We start from the raw sequence: 25,300 nt of genomic DNA, 5'->3' as shown, positions 1-25,300 counted from the left end.
GGCTGTTTACACTTAATTTGTGCTTACTAAATGGATTTTGCTACTTGTAATGTATTTTGTAACAAGGTCGCAATCGTCATCGGACCCACTCCCCCGGGTACGGGGGTGATCCAGCTCGCACGTTCTTTGGCCGCCTCAAATTCAACGTCACCACACAAACGCCCATCGTCTAAGCGATTAATACCAACATCTATTACAATCGCGCCAGGCTTAATCCACGCCCCCTTAACCATGTTAGGCATACCTACACCGACTACAACTAAATCGGCTTGAGCAATCTTTTGGGCTAAATCCTTGGTTGCGCTATGACAAACCGTAACCGTAGCACGGACATTCAATAACTCTAGAGCCATAGGGATACCAACGATATTTGATGCCCCCACGACGACTGCGTTTAGCCCACGTAATTCAATTCCGGTTTTAGCTAACATCGTCATCACGCCATGAGGTGTACAAGGGGCTAAATTAGTCATCCGTGTTGCTAAACGTCCTACATTATAAGGATGAAAACCATCTACATCCTTTAAGGGATTAATGCGTTCAATAACCGTTTCTGCATTAATATGCGACGGTAACGGCAATTGCACCAAAATACCATGCACATCAGCACGTTGATTTAATTCATCAATAAGTGCCAACAATGCTTCTTGCGTTGTGCTACTTGGCAAGTCATAGGCTAAATCCTTGAACCCTACCTCTTTGCAGGCATTCTTTTTATTGCGCACATACACTTGAGAAGCAGGATTCTCACCCACTAAAACAACCGCCAGGCCTGGTTGTGTTTTGCCCATACCAGCTAACTCAGCCACCTCATGCTTAATCTGAGTACGCAATTCGGCCGCAATCACTTTACCATCTAAAATTTTTGCTGACATACCTTCATCCATTTAATACCATAAAAATCAACAGAGTTTATGATACCCGATTTACTAAAAAAAATTTATTATAAAAATAGTGATGAAGCGTATTGACAGCCTCTAAGTAGAACTATACAATACGCGCATCTTGAAACGGGCGACTTGGGTCTAAACGTTAGAGTGACATCGGAGTGTAGCGCAGCCTGGCTAGCGCACCTGTTTTGGGTACAGGTGGTCGGGGGTTCGAATCCCTCCACTCCGACCAAATTCAAGCTATTGATCTTATCCTTAGCTAGTCCAAAGGTTCGAATGAGCGCCCATAGCTCAACTGGATAGAGCATCGCCCTTCTAAGGCGAGGGTTGCAGGTTCGAGTCCTGCTGGGCGTACCATTTAAACGCCGCATATTATGGTGACCGTAGCTCAGTTGGTAGAGCCCAGGATTGTGATTCCTGTTGTCGCGGGTTCGATCCCCGTCGGCCACCCCATTTTCTTTACGCCTTACTCCTTTTAAATATTCACCCCTAAAACTACTTCAAATTTTATTGGCTAGGCAAAGCTGCCTTACTTGTTCCATAAGTAGAATCCGCTCAAAAAACCAGCACACAAAAAACCGGATACTTTGAACTCAGCGCTAATTTGTTTTTTTCATGCGCTGAGCATTGCTGGTGTTGATCAATCACCCCAAGGGCTAGATTGATCAACACCATCACTCAAATCAATTTGAGGGAGTTTTTCGGCTAATTTTTTAGTGACATGTACGCGCAAAATATTTCTCAACTTGAATTAAATGGCTGGTGTAGCTGCTTCGCTTGATCCCGATCAATCGGCACAGACGACAGACACTGTAATCCGCTTTGTGTGTATCAATCCAGGCGTACTTTGCTAGTTGTGAACCGCAAAGTACGCCGCCGCTTTTCTTTAGCAGTTCAACATCCTCCAAGGCCGTTTTTAATTCGCGTTTGAGCCGGCGATTCTCTGCTTCTAGATCAATCGGTTTAGTCATTGCGGGTTGGATTGCACTTTTTTCTTTATTGGCGCGACGGTATTTGTCAACCCAGCCATAAAGCGTGTTGTCTTTGATGTCTAAATCGCGCGCTATTTGCGCAATCGTTTTTGACCCTTCAAGCGCCATTTCAATCGCTTGTTGCTTGAGTTGGTCGTCATAGCGTTTTGGGTGTTTGATTGTCATGTTCCATTCCTCGTATTTCAGTCACATTTTAACGTGTCTTTGTGTACGAAGGATTCTAGCCAGTCCATATCGTGGCTGCGAATCACGCCTGCCCAGTCATATAGGCTTTGAAAGGTATAACGATGAATGGAGCAAAAGTAGTCTAGGTTAAATTGGGTATCGGCATCTAGCTGAGTGGCATATTGCTTAAAAGCAGAATCGAGTAGATCGTTTTCAAACTCAGTCAGTATCTGGGCATCGGTAATGCCAAGCTTGTTGATCGGGATATCAGTGTTTGGCTGATAAATAAGGCTTTGCTGGAATTGATACTTTAACACCATAACTCTCCATTAATTGCTTAATGTACTGGCGTCTTTCAACGGATTCACTAACTGTCTGCCCTTCAATCTGCATGGAAACCTTAATGGCTTTTTGCATTTTTGTTTGGAGGTCTGGGCTAAGTTCCATTGCGCGATTCCCTTTTGGAGGCTAAAACAACTAACCCCTCGCAGGGCGCTATTCTTATGGGTAGCGGGAGGGGTATTGTTGCTACATATTATAAAGCTATCGCCCGCTAAATCACAAATTTTATTTGAAATCTTAATTGCTTCTAAACTCAAGTTCATTTTGCCATCTCTAAGTCAATTTGATCATTATAGCGTTCAAAGGCTCCTGCTTGGTGATAAGCGTCCAAGGGGTATTTCCATTTTGCGTTTCATGGCTAGCTTAGCGGGTCATTTTTCATGCATGCCCCGCCTTGATGTTTTCTAATTACTTACTGAGCTGTTGCAGTTGCATATTCAGTTGCACTTTTTCGTTGAACTGTTGGCTCGATTGAGCCAAGCCTAGACCCGAGGCCGTAAAAGGTGACGAACCTTGCAGGAACAAAGATTTATCGGCGTTTTGAATGTGAATGAGGTTTTGTGGCACTCTGTGTTGATCGATATGGACTGTCAACCTCCTGTTGCTGTTCTAGGGTCAAATTTTTCTCATTAAGTAGGTCAATGAGTGGGGTAAAGTCATTAAAGCTTTTTGCTGAATGAATAGCGTAATTAAAATTCAACAGGTTGATTTCTTCATTAATACGGTCAAAAATATTATAGACTTCGCTGTCTTCAAGCATCATAAACTCCCAGCATTGGCTAAATGGTCTGTATTGCGCTTGGTGACTGTGCGCTTAATGTTGTGGGCATGTGCATAGCGGTTGGCCATCATTACGCTTTTAAGATTCAGGGTTTGCTTAATGTCTTCAAGAGAAAAACCATCTGCAAGCATATCACTTGCAACCGAATGCCGTAAATCGTGCACCCTTAGCCCGGCTGGCATCTGAGCGGTCTTTTTTGCTGTCTGCCAGTAGCAGTCAAAATTAACCATAGGTTTGCGTGGGTCATTGCGGTGCTGTAATACCCAATGACTCATTGGCTGGCTTAACTTCCATTCTTTGAGCATTTTAACTGCGCTTGCTGGTAGCTCTACTGCATGGTCAGAACCGTTTTTAGTTTTAACTAGGGTGATTATGCCCTTTTTAAAATCGACATTCTCCCAGCGCAAACGCGCTATCTCATTGCGCCTTGCACCAGTCAGCAATAACAAATTAACGAGTATAAATAAGCCTTTCCAGTCGCTTACACGGCACGCCTGCAATAGTGCGCCTTGCTGTTCACGGTCTAAAAAAGCATTCTGCCTTTGCCCTCTTTGCCGCGTGGAACGTCTTTGGTTGGGTTCACAAGCTGGTATTTCTTAAACTCTTTATGACAGGCTAGGAATTTAAAGAAAGATGAAAAGGCGGCTTGATAGCGGTTGCGCGTGCCATCGGATAACCCGCGTTTTTCTTGAATGCCGTCTAATTCCATTTCAAAAGCTAAACGACTCACTTCATTAATAGGCGTGTTTAATAGGCTGGTAAAGCGTTTTAATTGAATGACGTATTTAGCCGCGCTTGGTGTGTCACATTCCCCAACAAACAGGTTAATACAGTCTAGCATAGTGGGGGTTTGGTTGCGAACTCGTCGCAAGTCTATTTCGTCAATAATTATTTGAGCGGCTTTATCTTTGCGGGTTGGGTGTCCGTTGAAATCAGTGGCACCAAGATAGGCTAAATCATCTAGCCATTCCTGCGCATCTTCGCGGGTATCAAATAGCTTTGAATAGCGCTCCCCTTTGTATTGCTTTTGAGCATTAAAGCGGGTTTTGTTATTGTGTTTCCGAGATGTGATTGAACCGTTTTTGATAGTCATGATTATAGTTCCCATAAAGGGCGGCTCATTTACCAAGTGCATACTGGCATAATTTCCGCGTTATTTAAAAGGTTTTGAATGCTACTTCAAACGACCTAAATAACGAATAAAATCAATAACTTATAATGGTGCCCAGGGCCGGAGTCGAACCGGCACGCCCTTTCGGGCGAGGGATTTTAAGTCCCTTGCGTCTACCAATTTCGCCACCTGGGCAGATGACTTGTTTTTAAAGCTATGTTTGAAGCTGTTGTAGCAATGGAGGCTGAGCCCGGAATCGAACCGAGATCCACGGATTTGCAATCCGCTGTATAGCCATTCTACCACTCAGCCATTTTGGAGCGGGAAACGAGACTCGAACTCGCGACCCCAACCTTGGCAAGGTTGTGCTCTACCAACTGAGCTATTCCCGCTTTGTTGGATGCGTATTATAGAGTTTGGTGTAAAAACGTCAAGCACTATTTTGCAAAGTGATGAATTTAATTTTGCTTTTTTATTAAACAATGCCCGGGGTTTATTAACTCATGGTTTTCCATGCTGACAAGCCATATTCAACCAATGACCAAAGCGTTAAAGTTGTCGCAATCACTAGCATAATTAACCCAATAGCTACCCAGGGCACACCCAATAATTCTCCACCATAAATCAGCATAGCCAAAGCGATCAATTGAAACGTAGTTTTATACTTGCCTACTAGTGAAACAGCAACCACATCACTCATATTGTGTTCAGCCATCCATTCACGCAAAGCGGAAACGGCCATTTCTCGCATTATGATAATGATAGCAGCGAGTGTCACAATCCAATGCTGATATTCAACCGCAACAACGATAAGAGCTACGGCAACAATAAGTTTGTCTGCAACAGGATCAAGAAATGCACCAAATCGACTGGTAGCGTTAAATCTGCGCGCTAGGTAGCCATCCAGCCAGTCAGTCATGGCCGCTATCACAAAAACCAGCATCGCGATAAAACTCGAATATTGAAGAGGTAGATAATAGATAATCAAAAATACGGGTATCAAAAAAACCCGCGACCAGGTGATAGCCATTGGCAATTGTTGTAACGTCATTATCTTTTTACAGCTCAATTTTTATTAATTTTTGGAATTTTACCATTTATTGGTTAACAATAATTCAGCAAATCAGGCTTTCCAACTAACTGCATCACTGCAAGCTAACTCAACCAAAGATACTTGTAACCTTAAACGCAAACTGTTTGAATAAAGCAAGTTTTGACCAAATAAAATATCATTGCCCTGCTTACGATAGCTTAAAGCGCTACGTACTTCTAACTGGGCTTGAGCTGTAAAAGGATCAACCGTTGGAATAATGCAACGTGCGCAGGGTTTTGCGATTTTAAAACAGTGTTCGCCTATCATAACTTCAGCATGCTGATCTTCTTCAAACGCACAGCCAGTATTTATGACGATATTTGGCCGAAACCGAATCATTTCAATCGGCTCGGCTAAGCGCTGATTCAAGTCATCCAGTGATGCTTGGTTGGTTAGCAGCAAAGGAAAACCATCTGCAAACGCGAGCTGCTCCCCTATTTGTGCGTAATTTAAGTCAATCTGCCGTTGACTCGTGTCGGGAAACCAAACCAATCTCACCGCTCTACCGAGTACATTAGAAAACCACTGATGCGCAGTTTCATCAGCTAACCAGGCCTGGCATTTGTCTTGCCAAACTTGCACTTCAATCGTATTTTGTGAGGCTGGCTGCTGAATAAACAAGGCTTGAAAACCAGGGGAGTTCACAACCAGGCCTGGTTGGTTTTTATTACTGGTTTTCACTTGGATTAAACACATTTTGGCACATTGACGTTGTGTAACCATACGATTATTTGGATCAATCAACATCCAGCGACGGTCGCCTTGAATACCCAGCTTGTCAAGCTTTGCTTGCTGCAACTTCTCACCGCCACAGGACTTAATGGGATAACGATAAATTGCTTTAACAATCATTCTTAACCTTTTGATTTTAAACAAGAACCCAATAGCACCTGCATGGACGCTAACCCCTTTTCTCGTGCCAAGTCGATATTGGTTTGTGGAATGCTATCAGGGTCAGGGTGGTGTTTGAGTGCCTGCTCTAAACTGTCTTCACGAATCAGATGCAGCATCGGAAAAGGCGAGCGATTGGTATAGTTAGCTGGATCATCCTCAGCGGCATCGGCAAAACAATAGTCAGGGTGGAAACTGGCCACTTGATAAACGCCTTCATAGCCTTCTTGTGCCAGCAACCCCTGCGCCCAGTCTTCCAAATCAAGATAATCAAAAAAACCCTCAAAACCATAAGGCAAAATCAACAAAGTCGTTTCTATTTCTGGCTGTGCATCCAAGCGATGAAATTCTTCGAGCAGCGTTTGCAACACCTCTGGCGTTTCACGACTGTCGGCCACGGCATAATGCGCACGATGGGCATCGACTTCGCGCTTGGCAAAAGGACAGAAGTTCAGCCCCACAACAACACGCTCAACCCAGCAGCGCGTAGGCTCAATAAATTGCGCCCATTCAGCAGGCGTTGATTCGGGGGATTGTTTTGTGCTCACCTTATTCTCCATGATAAAAATCGTAAATGCGTTGTGCTATTTTGCCACTAATCCCAGGCACCTTGGCAAGTTCTGATACGGCGGCGTTTTTCACCCGCTCCAAGCCACCAAAATGCGTTAGCAAAGCCTTGCGTGTTTTGGGCCCTACGCCCTCTATTGATTCCAGTGTTGAGCGGGTTTGCGCTTTTTGTCGCCGTGCACGATGACCGCTAATCGCAAACCTATGGGCTTCGTCTCGAATATAGTTAATTAAATGCAGCGCAATATCATCCGGCTCTAAATCAATGCCCTCATCATTACCCGGCGTATAAAGCACCTCCAAACCAGCTTTGCGCCCCTCACCTTTCGCAACTGACACAAGGGGGATGGACTCTAGCTCCAAGCTCTTTAACACGTCTATCGCTTGATTTAGCTGCCCCTTGCCCCCATCCACGATCAACAAATCTGGCAACACCGCGTCTTCGTTTTTTAGCCGCTGATATCGACGGGTAAGCGCTTGATGCATCGCGGCATAATCATCTCCGCCGGTAATGCCCTCAATATTAAATTTGCGGTATTGCTGGGTCACAGGTACACCCTCAACAAACACCACACAACTTGCCACCGTTTGCTGGCCCATGGTATGGCTAACATCAAAACACTCCATTCGTGTGGGCGGCTTGGCCAACATCAACGCCTCTTGCAGCGCAGATAAACGCTCTTGCTGGCTAGATTTTTGAGTAACCTGTTGTTTTAACGCGGTTTGTGCATTGGTAATGGCTAACTGCACCAAACCTTTTGCCGTCGCTTGCACAGGCTGCTTAATCTCAACCTTTTTCCCCTTTTTATCTGCCAGCCATTCTAACAACCAGGCCTGGTCGTCGGGTAGCGTATCAGTCAAGATGGTTTTTGGAATCGGATGGGCTTCATAGTGTTGGGCAATAAAAGCACTTAACACCTGCTCTAATCCAGCGCCGCTAACTTTTGGGAAATAGTTTTCGCTGCCCCATAAATGACCGCCACGATATAGCATCAAGGTAACACAGACATGCCCCGCTTGCTCGCAGACCACCACCACATCCAAATCCTGCGAGCCGGGTTGATTGATTAAATGCTGGCTTTGAATCGCACGCAGGGCTGAAATTTGATCACGCGTTATCGCCGCCTGTTCAAACTCTAGAGCTTGGGCCGCCTGCTCCATCTTCTTCCCAAGCTCATCAATCACTTCAAAACTTTTACCCTCAAGAAACTTAAGCGTTAAGCGCACATCTTCGGCATAATCCGTCTTGCTAATTAAACCGACACAAGGTCCGGAGCAACGTTTGATTTGATATTGTAAACAAGGGCGTGAGCGATGATTAAACACGCTATCAGCACACTGGCGTACCGGAAAAATCTTTTGTAAAGACTGCAAGGTTTGATGCACCGCCCCGCCATTCGGAAACGGTCCAAAATAACGCCCAACTCGTCGCTTGGCACCACGATGAAAACTCAGTGCTGGATAAGGTTTACCCGTGGACACAAACAAATAAGGGTAGGACTTGTCATCACGAAACAACACGTTATAACGTGGATTTAAGCGTTTTATCAGCGTGTTTTCTAAAATCAGCGCTTCCGATTCGGTATCCGTGACCGTCACCTCAATACGCACCACCTGCTCGATCATCGCTTGGGTTTTAATCGCTTGCTGTTTAACAAAATAGCTCGACACACGGCGTTTAAGGTTTTTGGCCTTGCCGACATAAATCACCTCATCGGATAGGTTAATCATCCGATAAACCCCCGGGCGCTCGGTTAGATTAGCGAGAAATGCCTTGATATCAAACTCTGACACGTAATTCCTTCAACATTCAGTTTTTAAAAACGGTTAGAATTATGCAACTCTACATTAGCCATCACTTATTATAAATCGTTAGGAACCTGAAAATGGAACAATACAACCCTTGGACCGAAAACCAAATGGTCGATGCTGTCAATAAAACACCGAAACAACCGGCTGCACTGGATCGGCTCGCCGATGCTGCTGATGCCTATGTAAAACAAGAGCGCTGGTCACGCCGTTGGACCAATGCGCTCAAAGCAATGGTCGTTATTTATATTCTGGTGTCGATTATTCTATTAGCTGGTTTTCTTAAGAGTGACGACAATAAAATATCAACCACACAGCATGCGGCGGTGATTAAAATCAACGGTGCGATTATGGCGGGCGGGCGCACCAGTGCTGAAGCAATTAACCCCCTGCTACGCGAGGCCTTTGAAACAAAAAGTGCCAAAGCGGTGGTGCTTTATATGAATTCACCCGGTGGCAGCCCTGTTCAATCCGCACTTATTAATGATGAAATCACCCGACTAAAGCACCTACACAACAAGCCGATTTATGTGGTGGCCGAAGACATTTGTGCCTCCGGCTGTTATTACATTGCGGCGGCGGCTGATAAAATTTTTGCTAATAAAGGTTCGATAGTTGGCTCGATTGGTGTGCGCTTTGATAGCTTTGGCTTTACTGAGCTAATGGACAAGATTGGGGTTGAAAACCGTTCAATGACCGCTGGCGAATACAAAAGCTTTATCAACCCATTTGGCAAAGAAGATGCTGAGGCTAAAAAGTTTTTCCAAGAACGTATTCTAGAACGGACCCATCAGCAATTTATTGAAGTGGTGCGTGCGGGTCGCGGCGATCGCCTTAATGAAGTCGAAGGTGTTTTCTCTGGATTAGTTTGGTTGGGCGATGAAGCCGTTGAAATTGGTTTAATTGATGGGCTGGGAGATTTAGGCTCGGTGGTGCGTGATGAAATCGGCTTAACCCGTATTCGTAAATATGAACAGCAAAAATCGCTTATTGAGCATATCATGGGTGACTTGGTTTCCGAAACGGCCTTGCGTTTAAGTCAGTCCCTAATTGGCATGAAATAAAACGATTAACATCTTTTCTAAAGCAAGCAGCCACTGAGCCGCTTGCTTTAATTCCATCAAATTAAAATTAAACCTTAATATCTAACAAGGTACCAATCATATTATCGGCTGTTTTTAATGCTTTTGCATTAACTTCAACAAGTTGAGCATCTTGCTTATGCTCAATCAACGACTGTGTTTTATCTAGCTGATTTGGATCAGCCAACTTTGCACTTGTTTGCGTTAAATTATTAAATCCCGTTTGCATCCCTGCGTAAGCCTGGCTCATAGCACTTGAACTAATCATTACTTCCTCCTTGTTTTACGCTTTATATTCGTTCATTCTGACACCAACAAAGAACCTAGAGCGTCTATCTTCGATTGGCAAGGTTAGCAGATGGCTCGCGCTTTTCAACAAAAGGATCACGCATAAGTTGATAGTGAATAAAAATCGGTTGTAAGCTATTACTCCCTAAATGATCAATACGAATCGTTAATTGATCACTTTGCCAAGTGTAACTCGGATAACTTAACCCACCCTCATTAACTTTTCGCGCTACTTGATGGGGCTGACCCAGATCATTGATCATCAAGCGCGCAATATCTTGAGTGGACAGATCACGATATTGATTAATCAAATGAACACCATTACGCCGAAACAAGCGCTTAATGGAGACAATTTGACCATTCGCATCGTAGCGAAATTCAACGTAATAGCTGTCTCTTAATTGAGAAACAGGAAAGAACTTATCTAAATTAGGGTGTGAAAACCTTGCCCGCTCCTGTCTGAATCCGCCCAAGTCATTAAGGTGTTTTCGCACACTCGATATGTCGGCTTCAAATAGATTCAGCCCTAAAAAGGTGACGTCGCTCAGGGTCTCGTCCTCTATTTCGGCTTTTAGTGTGGGGACACAAACCATTGCAATTAATAAAACCCAAAATCGCATCTTGTTTACCTGTTAGTCATCTATTTTATTATAACGACTGTTATAAATAATCTTTAAGCATGGGTAAAGCGGATTGCATTTCAATAATACAAGAAGGCTCTGTGACAAGAGGCGATTCAAAAGCGTTTAACTGATTATGCATCACACTTATATCCGCATCAGAAGGGTCGTTGTTTAGCGCCATGCGTTGCTCAATGAATTGACCCGCTAAAACGGGATCAGGTTTAATCGACACAACAAGTGAATCACACTTTAAATCAGTTGCTAACTGCAAAAAACGCTGCCGATGCGCCGCCTTCAAGAAAGTCGCATCGGCCACCACACTAACACCGGCCTGCAAGGCCGCTTGACAAGCCAAATAGAGTTGATCATAGGTTGCCTGATTCATTGTTTGGCTATAGAGCTTGTTTTTGTCTGCATTAGTCAGGCGCTGGGTAAACTCAATACCAAATAATCGTTTACGCTCACGATCTGAACTCACAACCAATGCCCCGGTTTGCTGATGAATTTGCTCAGCATAAAAACTTTTGCCTGAACCTGAAATGCCTTGCATGATATAAAGAACAGGAGAGGTATCCATTAAATAGGCATAGGACTCCGCTAAGCCTATATAACGAATTACGTTATGAATACACTCAATAGCCTCTTTAGAGCCAGGATCCAGCTGCAAATAACGTAAACCTGTTATTTTTGCCCTTACCAAGGCACGGTAGGTTTGGTAAAAACGGAGTAACACCAATCCTTGGTAGTCACCATTAAGTTGTAAATATTTATGCAAAATCGTCTTAGATAAGTTTTTTTTATGTCTGTAGTCAAGATCGATTAACAAAAAAGCTAGATCACTCAGTGTGTCAATCCAACGGAATTGATCGTTAAACTCAATGCCATCAAACAACAATGGTTTGTGCTCAAACAAGGTAATATTATCCAAATGCAAATCACCATGACAGGCTCTAACATGGCCATTTTTCTGTCGCGCCTCGATCAAAGGTGACAAAAGCACATGCTGGTGAGCTGTCCAAAGTTCAAGCTGGCGCAACCGAGCGCAAAGTTGTTCAACATTAAAACCTGTCTTTAGTCGGGGCGTTTTCTCAAACAAAGCAAACAAGGATGGAAAATTATCAAGCATAGGCTCCAAAACACAGGCTGGCGAGCCTAAAAACTCACCCGGCTTAATGGGCTGGGCAATTTTATGTAAGCTGGCAATAGCCAGCACCAGCTCATCAATTTGTTGATGAGTTAACACGTGGTGTTGTAGATAATGACTTAACACACACGCTGGATTGAATTGATGCATTTTAACAAGGTAATCTACCACAACCAGGCCTGGTTGTGGCTCAAAGCTAAAGTGCGAGCTAGTTTCAGGGTCGGCATAAATAGCTACTACATCCTGATAGATTTGAGGGGCCGTACGTTGATTCAACTTAAATTCTAACTGACAGAACTTAGCACGCTGCTCAAGAGATGAAAAATCTAAAAAACCAAAATTAACAGGTTTTTTAAGTTTATAAGCCCAGGTTCCGGTTAAAAAAATAACTGAAATATGCGTTTCAATTACCTGGACAGCCTTAACATTGTTGGCATAACTTTTGGGCTGTGTTAACCATTCTTGCAGCTTATGAAGGTTAGCAACTCGATTAGACTCGATCATAACCTGACTGCCTCTTGTTGACCAACCTTGTTTCTATCCCAATGAGCAATAGCCCATTGCCAAATTTCATCAACTTCAGCTTCATTTAAGTATTTGGGGGGCGATTGATTTAGAAACTCAAGCATTAACACCAGATTTTCCTTTGCACTTTGTTTAGTTATTGCAGGGCTTGCGGCCGATTTACTAAACTTAATATTTTGATCATTGACGACTAAAGGATGGTGACCATATTTAAGTGTTTTATTCGCAAGGGCATCACTTAACAGTCGTTGCGCAAACGTACTCTGAATCAGGTCAAAACCTCGGATCACATGCGAAACACCCAGCTCCAAGTCATCTAGCGCACAAGCAAGATGGTAGGCAAAAAAACCATCACTCCGTTTTAAGATAAAATCACCCAACTGAGAGCGCGTATCAAAGGACTGCTGTCCTTGAAACATGTCCCTAAACACTAAACGCTGATCTGCAACCAAAAAACGCTCCGCTTGATTCATTGCAGAGGCTAGAGACTTTGAGCGGCAGTAACCATCATAAATAGTCGATTGACAACGTGTTAGTAGCTGCTTACGGCTGCAAGAACAAGCGTAAACCAGTCCCTTGGAATACAACTGACCTAATGCGGCCTGATACCTGTCAGTTCGCTCGGATTGATACACAACCTTTTGATCCCATGTAAAACCATAATCCGTTAGTTGAGTTAGAATCTGTTCAACTGACCCTGGAACGACTCTTGGCGTGTCAAGATCATCCATTCTAACTAACCACAGGCCGCCATTAAACTTAGCGTCTAAATAACTAGCGCCCGCTGCAACTAACGAACCGAAATGCATGTGACCGGATGGGGTTGGCGCAAAGCGCCCAATATAACGAGACATGGGCGTTAATCAGAAAGTTTAACTAAACAATACCTTGTTTTTCGCGAATTTCTTGCTGACGTTTCATTTCTACCGTTAAGGTAGCCGTAGGTCTTGCTTCCATACGTGCAAGCCCGATTTCGTCACCACTTATCTTACAATAGCCATATTCACCCACTTCAATATCTTTCAGTGATTTGTCAATTTTGGCAATCAGCTTTCTTTCACGATCACGAGTTCTCAATTCAAGAGCAAACTCTTCTTCTTGAGTTGCACGATCATTGGGGTCAGCGGGGGTAGAGGAATCGGAGCGAAGATGGACAACAGTAGACTCGGCTTCAGCCATCAATTGTTTTTTCCACGTCAACAGCTTATGCTTGAAGTGCTCCTTCATGGCCTGGCTCATATATTCCTCACCCTCTTGAGGCACATAAGCGGGATAATCTTCAATAAAGTTACTGGACTGTTCCATCTAATTCTCCATAAAAAATATTATTTTTATTTACTCACTAGCCTAGTGAATAATAAAATCAAAAGTGTTATATCAGTTTTTTAATTAGTTAACAAGATTAAGTTAAACACCAATAAACTAAACAAACGAACAAATAGACAAGATACCCTTTATTTTCAAGTGGTTATAATCTGGCTCTTGACTCATAAGTTTGCCTTATAGGTTTAAAACTTTTTCGATAACCCTCAATTAAACCATACTTTTCTATCGCCGCAAGATGTGCTGTCGTTGGATAGCCTTTATGCTGATTAAATCCATACATAGGAAACAGTTTATGCAGTTCATCCATCTGCTGGTCTCGATAAACCTTAGCTAGAATCGAAGCCGCACTGATAGACGCAATTAGGCCATCTCCTTTAACAATCGCCTCGCAAGGACAATTTAAGTTAGGACAACGGTTTCCATCAACTAACACCTGATCAAACGAAATACTGAGCTGTTCAACAGCCGTTTTCATGGCTAATAGCGTAGCTTGCAAAATGTTTAACTCATCAATCTGCTGAGCACCAATACCCACAATAGCGTAATCTAGCGCTTGATGTTTTATTTGCTCAGCAAGCTCAAGTCTTTTTTGGTGACTCAACTTTTTGGAATCTTTAAGTTTAAGCTCAAAATCCTCTGGGAGGATCACGGCTGCCGCCACCACGTCACCAATAAGTGGACCGCGCCCAACTTCATCAACCCCGACAATACGTCGATTACTGAATTCATAAGCCTGCGAGCTCTCGAGCGTAAATAAACTAGTCTGCTGCATTAGAAACTAATACAGACCTTTGCAAGCCGGCCCACTTGATCAGAGCCTCAACCGCTAGTTCAGCACTAGGCTGTGTCAATGCCTTTTTTTGCTCAATAAAGGTTTGAATTTGTTTTTGTCGTTCAGCGGGCTGATCAACAAGCCTTTCCAAGGCTTGGCTTAGACCTTCTGGGGTCGCCTGCTCCTGAATCAACTCTTCAACAACACTGCACTTCGCCAAAATATTAGGCAAACCTATCCAAGGTATTAGTGCCATGCGCTTCATAATCCAGTAGGAAAGGGGGTGAACCTTTATTGAGATAACCATCGGACGGAGCATTAAAGCGGCCTGTAACGTAGCCGTGCCCGAGGTAACCAATAACTGATCAGAGGCTTCCATAACCTCAGTAGCCTGCTGATCAACTAAATGGAAAGTTACCCCATTCCCATAGTGTTTAATCGCCTGCATAATTCGATCTTTTGCACGCTCATGCACACAAGGAACAATGAATTCCATTTGAGGATTAGATTTCTGTAATAACTGTGCCGTTCGAACGTAAATATCCGCCATCCTGTCAACTTCACTCATTCTAGAGCCAGGCAACAACCCCGTTAAAGGCGTTTCAGGAGAAAGTCCAAAGCCATGTCTAGCCCTTACTTTGTCTGGTACTTCAGGAACTTGATTGGCTAAAGGGTGGCCAACAAAAGTTACCGGGATTTTGTATTGCTGATAGATCTCAGGCTCAAATGGGAATAAAACCAACATACCATCTACCGCTTGTTTAATTTTTATTAAACGGTTTTGGCGCCAAGCCCAAACGGAAGGACCTACATAATGAACTGTTTTAATACCTGATTGCTTGAGCCTTCTTTCAACATAGAAGTTAAAATCAGGTGCATCAATACCAATAAACACATCTGGCTTCAGATCAAGCACGTTTTTAATCAATTGCTTACGTAATTTTAAAAGGTAGGGAAGGTGCTTTAAAACTTCGAAAAACCCCATGACAGATAAGCGCTCCATTTCAAACCAAGATTCCATTCCCTCAGCGTGCATTAATGGGCCACCAATACCCACAAATTTTGCGTCAGGAAAAACCTGCTTTAAACCTCGAATAAGATCTGCGCCTAAAATATCACCTGAGCGTTCACCCACTACCAGAGCAAAAGTAGGGGGAATAGTAGATGGGATTAAACTGGACATGAGTGACTAACGAACAATCCCACGATCTACATTTTGTAAGAACCGGATCAAACCATCCAGCGTGCCCTTCTTATCATTTAACGCGTTGATTTCAACAATGGCTTGCTCAAGACGAAATCCATTACGATATAGGTTACGGTAAGCTTTTTTAACCAAGCTAAGCTGTTCAGAATCAAAACCTCGACGCTTTAGCCCTTCAAGATTAACTCCCCTAGGTTGTGCCAAATTTCCAGACACCACGACAAAGTTAGGTACATCCTGACTGATAACGCTCCCCATACCGCAAAAGCTATGCGCACCAATAGAACAAAACTGATGAACTAAGGTATAACCACCAAGAATGACGTAATCTTCAACAATAACATGACCCGCTAGCGCAGTAGCATTAGCAAAAACAGTATGATTACCCACCACACAATCGTGAGCAATATGCACCCCAGCCATAATCCAGTTATTATCGCCAATCGTTGTTACACCCCGATCCTGAGTAGTACCTCTATTTACCGTCACGTTTTCACGAAAAGTATTATTATCACCAATGACTAAACGAGTGGGTTCATCACGATACTTTTTATCTTGTGGCGCGGCTCCAATGGAGCCAAACTGATAAAAGTGATTGTTTTTTCCAATTTGTGTTGGTCCGCTAATAACCACATGGGGTTCAATCACCGAACCGTTATCAATATTTACCTCTGCCCCAATAATAGCATAGGCACCAACTTTAACATTAGTTGCCAGTTGTGCAGAGGGGTCAATAATTGCTGTTGGATGAATCACGTCACTATACCTTTCGTTGTGCACACATTAAATCTGCAGAGGCAATCACTTTTCCATCAATACGGGTTTCACACTCAAACTTCCAAATACCACGCTTATTGCCCGTAGTACGAACCTCGAAATCCAATCTGTCACCGGGAACAGCAGGCTGTCTAAAACGACAGTTATCGACCGCCGCCAAATAATACATTGTATTTCCATCAGGTTTTACTTCCTGTGTTTTGAAAGCAAAAATACCTGTACACTGCGCCATCGCTTCAATAATCATCACACCAGGCATAATCGGATTATTTGGAAAATGGCCGGTAAACTGGGGCTCGTTAAAAGTCACATTTTTATAACCTTTTAAATAAACCCCCGCTTCAAACTCGGTAACACGATCCACTAATAGGAAGGGGTAGCGATGAGGCAAGTATTCAAAAATATCTTTTACATTAAGCATGAGGTTAGTCCGAATAATTGTACGACTTGATTAATATTTAAACCTAGAAAGTGGGCCAGGTTGCTTCGCCAAAACTGGCATCTACCTTTCTCCAGTTTCCAATTGCTTTAAACGCTGATTTATTTGTTTTATTTTATCGGAAAACTTCCCAAGGTTCTTTGCATATATCGCATTTTTTTGCCACTGTGCAATGGGTACAGCTGGAAAACCACTGTACACCCCTGACTGATGAATGGAATGGGTCGCCACACCGCGTCCCATAATGGTAACGCCATCCGCCAATTCAATATGCCCCACCATCGCGGTTTGACCCGCAAAGGTACAGTTTTTTCCAACAACCGCACTGCCAGCAAAACCAACTTGCCCTGCTATAGCCGTACCTTCACCAATTTTAACGTTATGCGCAATATGAACTAGATTATCAATAATGCAATTATCTTCGATGACCGTATCATCAATAGCACCTCGATCAATGGTTGTATTATTACCAATAGACACCGAATCACCTATTACCACCCGGCCGATTTGCGGTATTTTTAGCCAAGTTCCTTGATGACGTGCCCAGCCAAAACCATCTCCACCAATAACGGCACCCGATTCCACAATACAATTTTTTCCAATCACGCAATCATGCATGATAGTTACATTCGGAGCGAGCCGAGTCTTTTCACCAAGCCGAACACCCGACTCTATCACACATCCTGGGCCAATAACTACACCCTCTTCTACCATAACATTTTCACCAATTACAACACCTTCCCCAACGAATACATTATCTGATAATGAGGCTGTTGCACTAATGACAGCCGAAGACGCAATAGTGGCTGTAATTGAATAACCATACATTTTTTGAGCAACCAATGCATAAGCCGCATAGGGATTTGAAACAATAATTGAATTAGTGGGGCAAGATTCAGCCAGCTCTAACTTAACACAGACCGCTGTGGCTTGAGTATTAACTAGGTCACTAAGGTATTTTTTATCTGATAAAAAACTAAGATCACCTGGCTGAGCCTTATTCAGTCCTTGGATTCGATAAACCTCATCCATCGCAGACCCTTTGACTGAAGCATCTAAACCATGACTTTTCAGGTGCTCAACTAATTGTTGTAATGTATAGACCATTAAAAAACTCTAAATATTAACTAGCGATTAAAGTTATTACCCTGTTTTTCAAACTGTTTTGTTAAATGCTCAAGCACTGGTTGAGTCAAATCGATACGTGGATTAGTATAAGCAATCCCTTCGTATAATATGAGATCGTAACCTTGGCTATTACCGATTTCCTGAATCGCTATATTCACTTGGTTTTGTAACTTGGCTAACTCTTCATTACGTCGAATATTTAAAAGTTCTTGAATATCATTACGCTTACGCTGAATCTCTCTAGCCAACATAGCAATTTCTCGCTCAGTAGCTGCTTGCTGCGCCTCGCTCATTGCTAACGCATTACGCCTGAGCGTAGCTTGCTTTTTCTCAAGCTCGTTATTAAGATCAATCAGCTCTTTTTGCTGCGGTGAAAACTCACGCTCAAGCGCACTGCTGGCCACTCTCGCTTGAGGCGCCTGCTCAAGTAAAAGCCCAACATTCACAACCCCTATCTTTACAGATGCATTCGCTAAAGCGGCATTAAATGTAATCAACGCGATCACACCGACCGAGAATAGTTTTAAGAATTTCATATACGCTACCCTTTCATAAAAATATACAAATACGCTATTCAAACAAGCGCTGAAAAACAAGAGACGCCGCTAAAAAGGCATGCCTAGACTAAATTGAAATGACTGCAACCTATCGCCTTTTTCGTAATGCACTGGTCGTGAAAAACTAAATGCTAACGGACCCACTGGAGTCAACCAGGAAAAACCCAACCCAGTAGCTGATCGAAAATCGGCTACTGACACATCACTTAACTCATCAAAAACATAACCTGCATCAAAAAACCAACTTAAACGTAAATTAGATGAATCTTCTATAAGTGGCATAGGGAATACAATTTCAACGCCCGCTAAGGTTCTAACATCGCCGCCCTTAGGTCGATTTACGTCTGTATAATAGCCCCCTAATGAATTAGGATCAAATCCTCTTACAGAACCTATCCCTCCAGCGTAAAAACGTTCAAAAAACGGTAGTTTTTTTACATCTGCGTATCCCGAACCATAGGCTAAAGAAGCGTTGAGCTTTAAGGTTAAGTTTTCAGATAAAGGTGTAAACCAACTTTCATCTAAAAATAGCTTATAAAATGTCATATCGGACGTGCCTGGCACCACGGCTTGCAATGATAAGCTCGTTAGATGACCTTTGGTCGGAAAATAAAACTGATTACGGCTGTCATAACGCCAGCCCGCTGTAAATAACAAATATTGATTGTCTGAGCTAAAATTATCCAAATGATCTGTACAGGCATCAAAAGCGGTTACGCACTTTAATGTTTGTGCTTCAGCACGCAAACCAAAGTTTAAACGTGTTAACTCACTCGTAGGGTAGCCTAGATTAACGCGAACCCCTAACTTATCCAAGGTATAGTCAGTGATATTTAATTTAGCCGCATTGACTTTACTGTAATAAATACCCTGCCCTAGACTTACCCCATTTTTTGTAAAGTAAGGATTGGTGTAACCCAAATCTGCTGACTGCATCGAAGAACTCGAGTTTAATGTCAAGTTCATTTCATTACCCGTACCCAAAAAGTTTTTTTCTGATATACCAAGATTGAAGCTAACCCCATCAAGCTGTGAATAACCTATGCCCGCAGTAAATGAGCCGGTGGGCTGCTCCTCAACCTGAATAATCAGATCAACTTCATCTTCCGAAATACGGCGCGTATCAATATTAACGCGCGAGAAATAACCCAATCTATTTAACCGACTGGTCGATTGGCGGACAGCGGAAAGCGAATATGGGGCGCTCTCAAACTGTCGCATTTCACGGCGTAGAACATGGTCACGCGTACGTGTATTTCCCTCAACTTCAATATTTCTAACATAGACACGATTACGAGGTTCTATGTAAAAATCAAGACTGACCAATCGCGTTTCATCATTAATAACCGTTCGTGGATCCACCTCAGCAAATGCATAGCCTTCCTCACTTAACTTGTCGCGGATGGCATTAAGTGCACGAATAATTTCAGATCGAGAAAAAACCTGACCCGTCCTTAAGCCAGCCAACTCATTTAATTGAGTTTCTGTTAATAACAATTGCCCAGAAAAGCTAATTTCATCGAGTTTATATTGTGGGCCTTCGGTCATGTTTAGCGAAACAAACACTTTTGTTTTATCGGTTGACAAGGATACTTGAGAAGAATCGATAGTAAACTCAGCGAAACCTCTATCCATATAAAAAGAACGGATTGTCTCTAGGTCTGCTTGAAGTTTTGGACGCGAATATTTATCACCGCTGCCTGCAATTACATGCTCCTTTGATTGCATTAGCCCTAATAACCGATCATCTGGAAAGGCCTGATTGCCGACAATACTAATACGCTCAATACTGGCAGGCCTGCCTTCATCAACTTGAATATTAATCGCCACCCTGTTACGTGGTAAAGGATCGGCGGTAATATCAATAGCTGCCGCGTAATAGCCCTGATTGTGATACTGGCGCTTTAAGTCTACTATCACACGATCCATCTCAAGGCTATTAAACATTTTCCCCTGGCTGATACCTAAGGACAATAAGGCTTGCTTTAGGTCATCCGTTTTAATTAACTTGTTACCTTTAATCTCAATTTCTGCAATTGAAGGCCGCTCAACTACTTTTATAATAAGCTGACCCTTTTCACCTTGATATAAAGCGAGGTCACTAAAAAATCCCGTTCGATAAAGTACACGCAAACTCTCACGTTCTTTAGCACTTGTCATGCTCTCACCGAGGCTAATAGGCAAATAAGTATTGACCGTTTCAAAACCTATACGTTCGTTCCCTTCTATCAGAATTTCGCTGACAATAAATTCATTAGCTAGTATATTCGATGATAAAACAGCTAAACTCAGTGCCAAAATAGGCTTTTTTAGGGTGCTTTTAAACATATTATCCATTTGTTATTCTTATTACATCGTTGCTTAGAGCAAGAATCGTTAAGCCTGCTATCATAACCAAACCTATTCGATATGCAACCTCTTCTACACGTTCACCAACCGGCTTACCGCGCAACATTTCATACACATAAAACATTAAATGACCACCATCAAGCATTGGGATCGGCAAAAGATTCAGAATACCTAAGCTCAGACTCAACAACGCCATCAAACTCAAAAAGCTAATTAAGCCAGTTTGCAGCGCCTTTCCGGAAAAATCCGCAATACTAATTGGACCCGATAAATGCTGAAGACCAACCTCACCAAATAGCATTTTCTTAAACATCGCAATCGTCATATTAAACAATCTAACCGTTTGATCCCAGCCATAGCCTATGGCTGAAAACAAATTATAGCGCTCTGTCATCATATAACGTTCATCCAACTTATCGGGGGCTAATACTGCAGCGCCCAAACGCCCAATAACATCACCATTATCTAGCCTTATCGACTCTAGCGTAATCTGTGTGCTATAGCTGGCAGCATTTCGCTGATAAACCAACTCAACCGTTTGACCAGGATGCTGATGCACCCACTCAACTAATGCTCGCCAATCCTCAATTGATTTTTCACCAAGGCGAACAACTTTGTCACCCGTTTGAAGGCCAGCAATGTCAGCAGGGGAACCTGATGTTAACTGTCCTAGAATCGCTTCAAGTCTTGGACCTTCAGGCACAAAACCAAGCATTGACAACCATGGGGTAGACAGCTGATTTATGTCGAGTCGGTTTAAAGGTAATTCCACAGATTGCAATAAATCGAACCCATTTTCAAATGAACTGAATTCCAACTCAATAGTTTTTTGATCATGCACAAGTGCTTGCAATACAGACTGTTGGACTTGCTGCCAGCTCGAAATAGATTGGTTATTAATTTTCTGTAACCACCAGGTCTGGTTCGACTGTTCGCTTAAAGGTAAACCTGCTTGTGAAAAGGCATGTGCTAAGGGCGTATCGGCTTGGGGTGTTTGAAATATGGGCTTAGCACTATGAATGCCTATCATGCCGATTACGGCAAACACCAGCCAAGCAAAAACCAAATTAACCATTGGACCTGCCAAAACTATCGCAAAGCGTTTATAAACCGATTGCTGATTAAATGCACGGTGCTTTTCATTATCGGCTACAGGCTCAACCCGCTCATCAAGAAACTTGACATAGCCGCCCAGCGGAATCATGCCCAAACGGTATTCAGTTTCACCACGCTTTATACTGTAAACTGATTTACCAAACCCTACAGAGAACTGCAGCACTTTTACTTTAAATAGCCGTGCAACCGCATAATGCCCCCACTCATGAATGGTGACCAGCACACCGATTAAAATTGCAAAACCCAGTATCGACCAAATAAACGTCATAGCGTCACAGAGTCCTATGCAAATGACCAAAAAAACCAAAACAACGGAAGAGCAAGCAATAAGCTGTCAATCCGATCCAAAACACCACCATGACCGGGCAAAATTTTACCACTGTCTTTAATACCTACTTGCCGCTTCATTAAGCTTTCAAATAAATCGCCATAGACTGATAAACCTGCTATCAGGGATAAACCCAATACAAACACAACCAGGCCTGGTTGATAACCAATCGGCGCAACAAACCAAATAACACAGGCAACAATCATTGCTAGCATCACGCCACCGACCACACCTTCCCAGGTTTTACCCGGACTAACGTGCACAGCTAATTTATGCTTACCAAACCGGCGACCCGCAAAATAAGCTCCCGTGTCAACCAACCAAATCATAACCATGCTTAACAGCAACAGTTCTACAGGATAAACATCTCGCATCCAAACTAATGCCATTGAAAAGCTGACTATAAACACAAGACCCACAAATAGGTTAATAAATGGCTGCTGAAGAAGAGGCTGCCCGCCCGTTAACTGAAATCGAGTAACACTATAGATAACAATCACTAACTGCATTATCGCCAATCCAACCAGCCAGGCCTGCAAGTCAGCTACAAGCATTAATAGCAGTGAAGCTAGCGTTATCACCACAAACCCAACTTTAACCAGAGATCGCTTAATGCGTGCGAACTGCGACCACTCCCAGGCCGCAATAGCGGCCAAAACAGCCACCAAAGCCTGCCAAACTAAAGGCGTAGCAAAAAAAAGCGCAAATAAAGCAACAACCAATAAAACGATAGCGGTTACTAAACGTTGTTTTAACATTTAGCTACCTGCTCACTGGTTCGACCAAAACGTCTTTCACGTTGCTGATAAGAAATAATCGCCAACTCAAGATCCGCTTCATTAAAATCAGGCCATAATCGGTCAGTAAAATAAAATTCAGCATAAGCCATTTGCCAAACCATAAAATTACTTATACGCTGCTCACCGCCCGTTCTAATCATTAAATCAGGTTCAGGCAAATCAGCTAAAGCCAAATAAGGTGCGATAGCATCAGGGGTTAAACTAGAAATTGTTTCATCAGGGTGCGCCTGGTGCCAGGATTTAAATGCCTCAACTATGTCCCAACGCCCCCCATAATTAGCCGCAATATTCAATGCCAAACCCGTATTGCTTTTTGTTAAAACTTCAGCTTGGTCAATATGCTTTTGCATTGCATCACTAAAGGCGCTACGATCACCAATAACTCGAAGGCGAACATTATTCTGATGCAATTTTGCAACCTCGCGTTGTAATGCATCCAAAAACAATGACATTAACTTGGTTACCTCATCGGCTGGTCGCTTCCAGTTTTCAGTACTGAACGCATAGAGTGTCAGGGCTTTGACACCTAATTTTGCACAATGTGCAACGGTTTTACGTACCGCTGTTCTTGCTTTTTGATGACCTATGTATCGAGGCAAAAAACGCTTTTTTGCCCAGCGGCCATTACCGTCCATAATAATGCCAATATGCTGAGGAATCGGTGGGGTTAGTTCTAAATTAGACAAATTATACCCTGTAACTTTTAAAGTTTTTAAGCGTAGCAACTGCTGACACCGGATAAAAATAACGGCCCGATCGGGCCGTTATCAAAAGAATAACACTAAGATTATGCCGTAAACGCACATAAATATCGAATTAAATTTCTAATAAAGAATTTTCTTTTTCAACCAACATACTATCAATCTTCCCAACAAATTGATCAGTAAGCTTTTGTATATCGTCATCCGAACGGCGCGCTTCGTCTTCAGTAATCTCTTTACCCTTTAATAAACTTTTTACATCTCCATTCGCATCTCGGCGAATATTTCGCACAGCAACCCTAGCATTTTCTGCTTCTGAACGCGCCAATTTTGCAAACTCTTTACGACGCTCTTCGGTCAACATCGGCATAGGGATACGCATCATATTACCGGTCGTTACAGGATTAATACCCAAATCAGAAGTCATAATTGCTTTTTCAATTTTCTGCAACATATTCGACTCCCAAGGCTGAACCGTTAAAGTGCGTGCATCCTCAACATTTACATTCGCCACTTGGCTAACAGGTACATCTGAACCATAATAATCGACTCTAACACTATCTAAAATACTAGGATGAGCACGACCCGTGCGAATTTTAGCAAAATTACCCTCTAGCGTTTCTAAACTTTTCTGCATGCGCAGTTTTGCATCTTCACGAATATCTTGTAACATTATTCATCTCCTATCGTAACCAGAGTGCCTTCATCTTCACCCTGCAAAATTCTCTCTATAGCACCTGTTTTCAACATATCAAATACACGAATCGGCATAGCATGATCACGGCACAAAGCAAACGCAGCTAAATCCATAACCTGAAGGTTTTTCTGAATGACTTGCGTATAGCTTAATTTAGAGTAACGCTTAGCATCAGGGTTCTTAAATGGATCCGCTTCATAGATACCATCAACCTTAGTTGCTTTTAAAACAACGTCAGCATTTACCTCAATTCCACGCAACGCCGCCGCTGTATCCGTTGTGAAAAAAGGATTACCTGTTCCGCCGGCAAAAACAACCACATCACCAGCCGAAAGTGCTTTTTGCGCGGCATTCGCACTAAAACCCTCAGTAACGCTAGCCATCGCCTGCGCACTCATTACCCGCGTAGTTAGGCTCATACTTTCAAACACATCGCGTAACGCAATAGCATTCATAACGGTTGCCATCATACCCATTTGATCTGCTGTGCTGCGTTGAATCTTATCTGATTGAACTTGCGCACCACGAAACACATTGCCACCGCCAACAACAATTGCGACTTCTACACCTAAAGCGCGAATTGATTTGACCTGCTCAGCAACTTGAGTTAAGACATTTATATCCCAACCAAAATCAGCACGGCCCATTAAAACTTCACCGCTGAACTTCAATAATATGCGCTTATACTTCAAATCCATCGCAACCTCTTTTCAAACCTTTACCGATAAACTAACCGTGTTACATCATCGGTAAAAACTTGCACTATTTAACTAAACCCTCAGGCCACAGAGCCAAAAGCACAG

General features: G+C 42.9%; 29 protein-coding genes and 6 tRNA genes. 4 read left to right on the top strand and 31 right to left on the bottom strand.

The window, feature by feature from the left end; all coding sequences use genetic code 11:
- Positions 1-26 precede the first annotated feature (26 nt).
- Positions 27-875: a bifunctional methylenetetrahydrofolate dehydrogenase/methenyltetrahydrofolate cyclohydrolase FolD gene (gene folD / locus P8S55_RS09155; RefSeq protein ID WP_289223907.1), complete on the bottom strand. Its 849-nt coding sequence runs from the start codon at positions 873-875 to the stop codon at positions 27-29.
- 169 nt (positions 876-1,044) lie between these two features.
- Here folD and P8S55_RS09150 point away from each other — a divergent pair.
- From P8S55_RS09150 to P8S55_RS09140, 3 genes are all read left to right on the top strand, one after another.
- Positions 1,045-1,122: transfer RNA gene (locus P8S55_RS09150), tRNA-Pro, on the top strand.
- 48 nt (positions 1,123-1,170) lie between these two features.
- Positions 1,171-1,247: transfer RNA gene (locus P8S55_RS09145), tRNA-Arg, on the top strand.
- Positions 1,248-1,267: 20 nt separating this feature from the next.
- Positions 1,268-1,343, top strand: a tRNA-His gene (locus P8S55_RS09140).
- Between the two features lie 260 nt (positions 1,344-1,603).
- On the opposite strand, the gene P8S55_RS09135 is transcribed toward P8S55_RS09140, so the two are convergent.
- The 13 genes from P8S55_RS09135 to uvrC all read right to left on the bottom strand — a co-directional run bounded on the left by P8S55_RS09135 (position 1,604) and on the right by uvrC (position 8,626).
- Positions 1,604-2,047 carry a transposase gene (locus P8S55_RS09135; protein WP_289223906.1) on the bottom strand — a complete coding sequence of 148 codons (444 nt, stop codon included), beginning with the start codon at positions 2,045-2,047 and terminating at the stop codon, positions 1,604-1,606.
- A 17-nt stretch (positions 2,048-2,064) separates the two neighbouring features.
- Entirely contained in the window at positions 2,065-2,364 is a 300-nt protein-coding gene (locus tag P8S55_RS09130; RefSeq protein ID WP_289223905.1) for a hypothetical protein, read from the bottom strand.
- Positions 2,315-2,494: a hypothetical protein gene (locus tag P8S55_RS09125; RefSeq protein WP_289223904.1), complete on the bottom strand. Its 180-nt coding sequence runs from the start codon at positions 2,492-2,494 to the stop codon at positions 2,315-2,317. Before P8S55_RS09125 ends, P8S55_RS09130 begins: the two co-directional genes overlap by 50 nt.
- A 424-nt stretch (positions 2,495-2,918) precedes the next feature.
- Positions 2,919-3,152, bottom strand: a complete 234-nt coding sequence (locus tag P8S55_RS09120; RefSeq protein WP_289223903.1) for a hypothetical protein — start codon at positions 3,150-3,152, stop codon at positions 2,919-2,921.
- Positions 3,149-3,670, bottom strand: a complete 522-nt coding sequence (locus tag P8S55_RS09115) for a site-specific integrase (protein ID WP_289223902.1) — start codon at positions 3,668-3,670, stop codon at positions 3,149-3,151. The genes P8S55_RS09120 and P8S55_RS09115 overlap by 4 nt, the downstream gene beginning before the upstream one ends.
- 23 nt (positions 3,671-3,693) lie before the next feature.
- Positions 3,694-4,263 carry a site-specific integrase gene (locus P8S55_RS09110; protein ID WP_289223901.1) on the bottom strand — a complete coding sequence of 190 codons (570 nt, stop codon included), beginning with the start codon at positions 4,261-4,263 and terminating at the stop codon, positions 3,694-3,696.
- Positions 4,264-4,389: 126 nt separating this feature from the next.
- Positions 4,390-4,476, bottom strand: a tRNA-Leu gene (locus P8S55_RS09105).
- A 43-nt stretch (positions 4,477-4,519) separates the two neighbouring features.
- Positions 4,520-4,593 (bottom strand) — tRNA-Cys (locus P8S55_RS09100).
- 4 nt (positions 4,594-4,597) lie between these two features.
- Positions 4,598-4,673, bottom strand: a tRNA-Gly gene (locus P8S55_RS09095).
- 104 nt (positions 4,674-4,777) lie between these two features.
- Positions 4,778-5,332 (bottom strand): CDP-diacylglycerol--glycerol-3-phosphate 3-phosphatidyltransferase, encoded by a 555-nt coding sequence (pgsA, locus tag P8S55_RS09090; RefSeq protein WP_289223900.1) that lies wholly within the window; start codon positions 5,330-5,332, stop codon positions 4,778-4,780.
- Between the two features lie 72 nt (positions 5,333-5,404).
- Positions 5,405-6,226: an MOSC domain-containing protein gene (locus tag P8S55_RS09085; protein ID WP_289223899.1), complete on the bottom strand. Its 822-nt coding sequence runs from the start codon at positions 6,224-6,226 to the stop codon at positions 5,405-5,407.
- Between the two features lie 2 nt (positions 6,227-6,228).
- Positions 6,229-6,813 carry a DUF1415 domain-containing protein gene (locus P8S55_RS09080; protein ID WP_289223898.1) on the bottom strand — a complete coding sequence of 195 codons (585 nt, stop codon included), beginning with the start codon at positions 6,811-6,813 and terminating at the stop codon, positions 6,229-6,231.
- A 1-nt stretch (position 6,814) separates the two neighbouring features.
- On the bottom strand, positions 6,815-8,626 hold the full coding sequence (uvrC, locus tag P8S55_RS09075; protein ID WP_289223897.1) for an excinuclease ABC subunit UvrC: 1,812 nt from the start codon (positions 8,624-8,626) through the stop codon (positions 6,815-6,817).
- 92 nt (positions 8,627-8,718) lie between these two features.
- Here uvrC and sppA point away from each other — a divergent pair, with 92 nt between their 5' ends.
- On the top strand, positions 8,719-9,705 hold the full coding sequence (gene sppA, locus P8S55_RS09070) for a signal peptide peptidase SppA (protein WP_289223896.1): 987 nt from the start codon (positions 8,719-8,721) through the stop codon (positions 9,703-9,705).
- A 67-nt stretch (positions 9,706-9,772) separates the two neighbouring features.
- Here the strand turns inward: sppA and P8S55_RS09065 are convergent, their stop codons facing one another.
- From P8S55_RS09065 to pyrH, 17 genes are all read right to left on the bottom strand, one after another.
- Positions 9,773-9,991 carry a hypothetical protein gene (locus P8S55_RS09065; protein WP_289223895.1) on the bottom strand — a complete coding sequence of 73 codons (219 nt, stop codon included), beginning with the start codon at positions 9,989-9,991 and terminating at the stop codon, positions 9,773-9,775.
- A gap of 64 nt (positions 9,992-10,055) precedes the next feature.
- The gene (locus P8S55_RS09060) at positions 10,056-10,631 is read right to left on the bottom strand and encodes a hypothetical protein (protein ID WP_289223894.1); all 576 of its coding nucleotides are present in this window, start codon (positions 10,629-10,631) and stop codon (positions 10,056-10,058) included.
- A 40-nt stretch (positions 10,632-10,671) separates the two neighbouring features.
- The gene (locus P8S55_RS09055) at positions 10,672-12,282 is read right to left on the bottom strand and encodes a bifunctional aminoglycoside phosphotransferase/ATP-binding protein (protein ID WP_289223893.1); all 1,611 of its coding nucleotides are present in this window, start codon (positions 12,280-12,282) and stop codon (positions 10,672-10,674) included.
- The gene (gene gluQRS / locus P8S55_RS09050; protein WP_289223892.1) at positions 12,279-13,157 is read right to left on the bottom strand and encodes a tRNA glutamyl-Q(34) synthetase GluQRS; all 879 of its coding nucleotides are present in this window, start codon (positions 13,155-13,157) and stop codon (positions 12,279-12,281) included. The genes P8S55_RS09055 and gluQRS overlap by 4 nt, the downstream gene beginning before the upstream one ends.
- 22 nt (positions 13,158-13,179) lie before the next feature.
- Positions 13,180-13,608 (bottom strand): RNA polymerase-binding protein DksA, encoded by a 429-nt coding sequence (gene dksA / locus P8S55_RS09045; protein ID WP_289223891.1) that lies wholly within the window; start codon positions 13,606-13,608, stop codon positions 13,180-13,182.
- Positions 13,609-13,771: 163 nt separating this feature from the next.
- Positions 13,772-14,401, bottom strand: coding sequence for a ribonuclease HII (rnhB, locus tag P8S55_RS09040; protein ID WP_289223890.1), 630 nt, complete (start codon positions 14,399-14,401; stop codon positions 13,772-13,774).
- The gene (gene lpxB, locus P8S55_RS09035) at positions 14,388-15,584 is read right to left on the bottom strand and encodes a lipid-A-disaccharide synthase (RefSeq protein WP_289223889.1); all 1,197 of its coding nucleotides are present in this window, start codon (positions 15,582-15,584) and stop codon (positions 14,388-14,390) included. The genes rnhB and lpxB overlap by 14 nt, the downstream gene beginning before the upstream one ends.
- 6 nt (positions 15,585-15,590) lie before the next feature.
- Entirely contained in the window at positions 15,591-16,361 is a 771-nt protein-coding gene (lpxA, locus tag P8S55_RS09030) for an acyl-ACP--UDP-N-acetylglucosamine O-acyltransferase (protein ID WP_289223888.1), read from the bottom strand.
- Positions 16,362-16,365: 4 nt separating this feature from the next.
- Positions 16,366-16,803, bottom strand: a complete 438-nt coding sequence (gene fabZ, locus P8S55_RS09025) for a 3-hydroxyacyl-ACP dehydratase FabZ (protein ID WP_289223887.1) — start codon at positions 16,801-16,803, stop codon at positions 16,366-16,368.
- Positions 16,804-16,884: 81 nt separating this feature from the next.
- Positions 16,885-17,928, bottom strand: coding sequence for a UDP-3-O-(3-hydroxymyristoyl)glucosamine N-acyltransferase (gene lpxD / locus P8S55_RS09020; RefSeq protein WP_289223886.1), 1,044 nt, complete (start codon positions 17,926-17,928; stop codon positions 16,885-16,887).
- Between the two features lie 20 nt (positions 17,929-17,948).
- Complete coding sequence (locus tag P8S55_RS09015; RefSeq protein ID WP_289223885.1) at positions 17,949-18,485, bottom strand: OmpH/Skp family outer membrane protein; 537 nt, start codon at positions 18,483-18,485, stop codon at positions 17,949-17,951.
- A 69-nt stretch (positions 18,486-18,554) separates the two neighbouring features.
- A complete protein-coding gene (gene bamA, locus P8S55_RS09010; RefSeq protein ID WP_289223884.1) occupies positions 18,555-20,843 on the bottom strand; it encodes an outer membrane protein assembly factor BamA in 2,289 nt (762 codons plus the stop codon).
- A complete protein-coding gene (rseP, locus tag P8S55_RS09005) occupies positions 20,836-22,239 on the bottom strand; it encodes an RIP metalloprotease RseP (protein WP_289223883.1) in 1,404 nt (467 codons plus the stop codon). Before rseP ends, bamA begins: the two co-directional genes overlap by 8 nt.
- Before the next feature lie 14 nt (positions 22,240-22,253).
- A complete protein-coding gene (locus tag P8S55_RS09000; protein WP_289223882.1) occupies positions 22,254-23,057 on the bottom strand; it encodes a phosphatidate cytidylyltransferase in 804 nt (267 codons plus the stop codon).
- Entirely contained in the window at positions 23,051-23,785 is a 735-nt protein-coding gene (gene uppS / locus P8S55_RS08995; protein WP_289223881.1) for an undecaprenyl pyrophosphate synthase, read from the bottom strand. The genes P8S55_RS09000 and uppS overlap by 7 nt, the downstream gene beginning before the upstream one ends.
- Before the next feature lie 130 nt (positions 23,786-23,915).
- Positions 23,916-24,473 carry a ribosome recycling factor gene (frr, locus tag P8S55_RS08990; RefSeq protein WP_289223880.1) on the bottom strand — a complete coding sequence of 186 codons (558 nt, stop codon included), beginning with the start codon at positions 24,471-24,473 and terminating at the stop codon, positions 23,916-23,918.
- Complete coding sequence (gene pyrH, locus P8S55_RS08985; RefSeq protein WP_289223879.1) at positions 24,473-25,195, bottom strand: UMP kinase; 723 nt, start codon at positions 25,193-25,195, stop codon at positions 24,473-24,475. The genes frr and pyrH overlap by 1 nt, the downstream gene beginning before the upstream one ends.
- Between the last annotated feature and the right edge of the window lie 105 nt (positions 25,196-25,300).

Source organism: Thiomicrospira sp. R3 (genome assembly GCF_029581415.1).
Taxonomy (GTDB): Bacteria; Pseudomonadota; Gammaproteobacteria; order Thiomicrospirales; family Thiomicrospiraceae; genus Thiomicrospira.
Note: the sequence above shows the minus strand (reverse complement) of the source record. Positions and strands in the feature narration are given on the sequence as shown.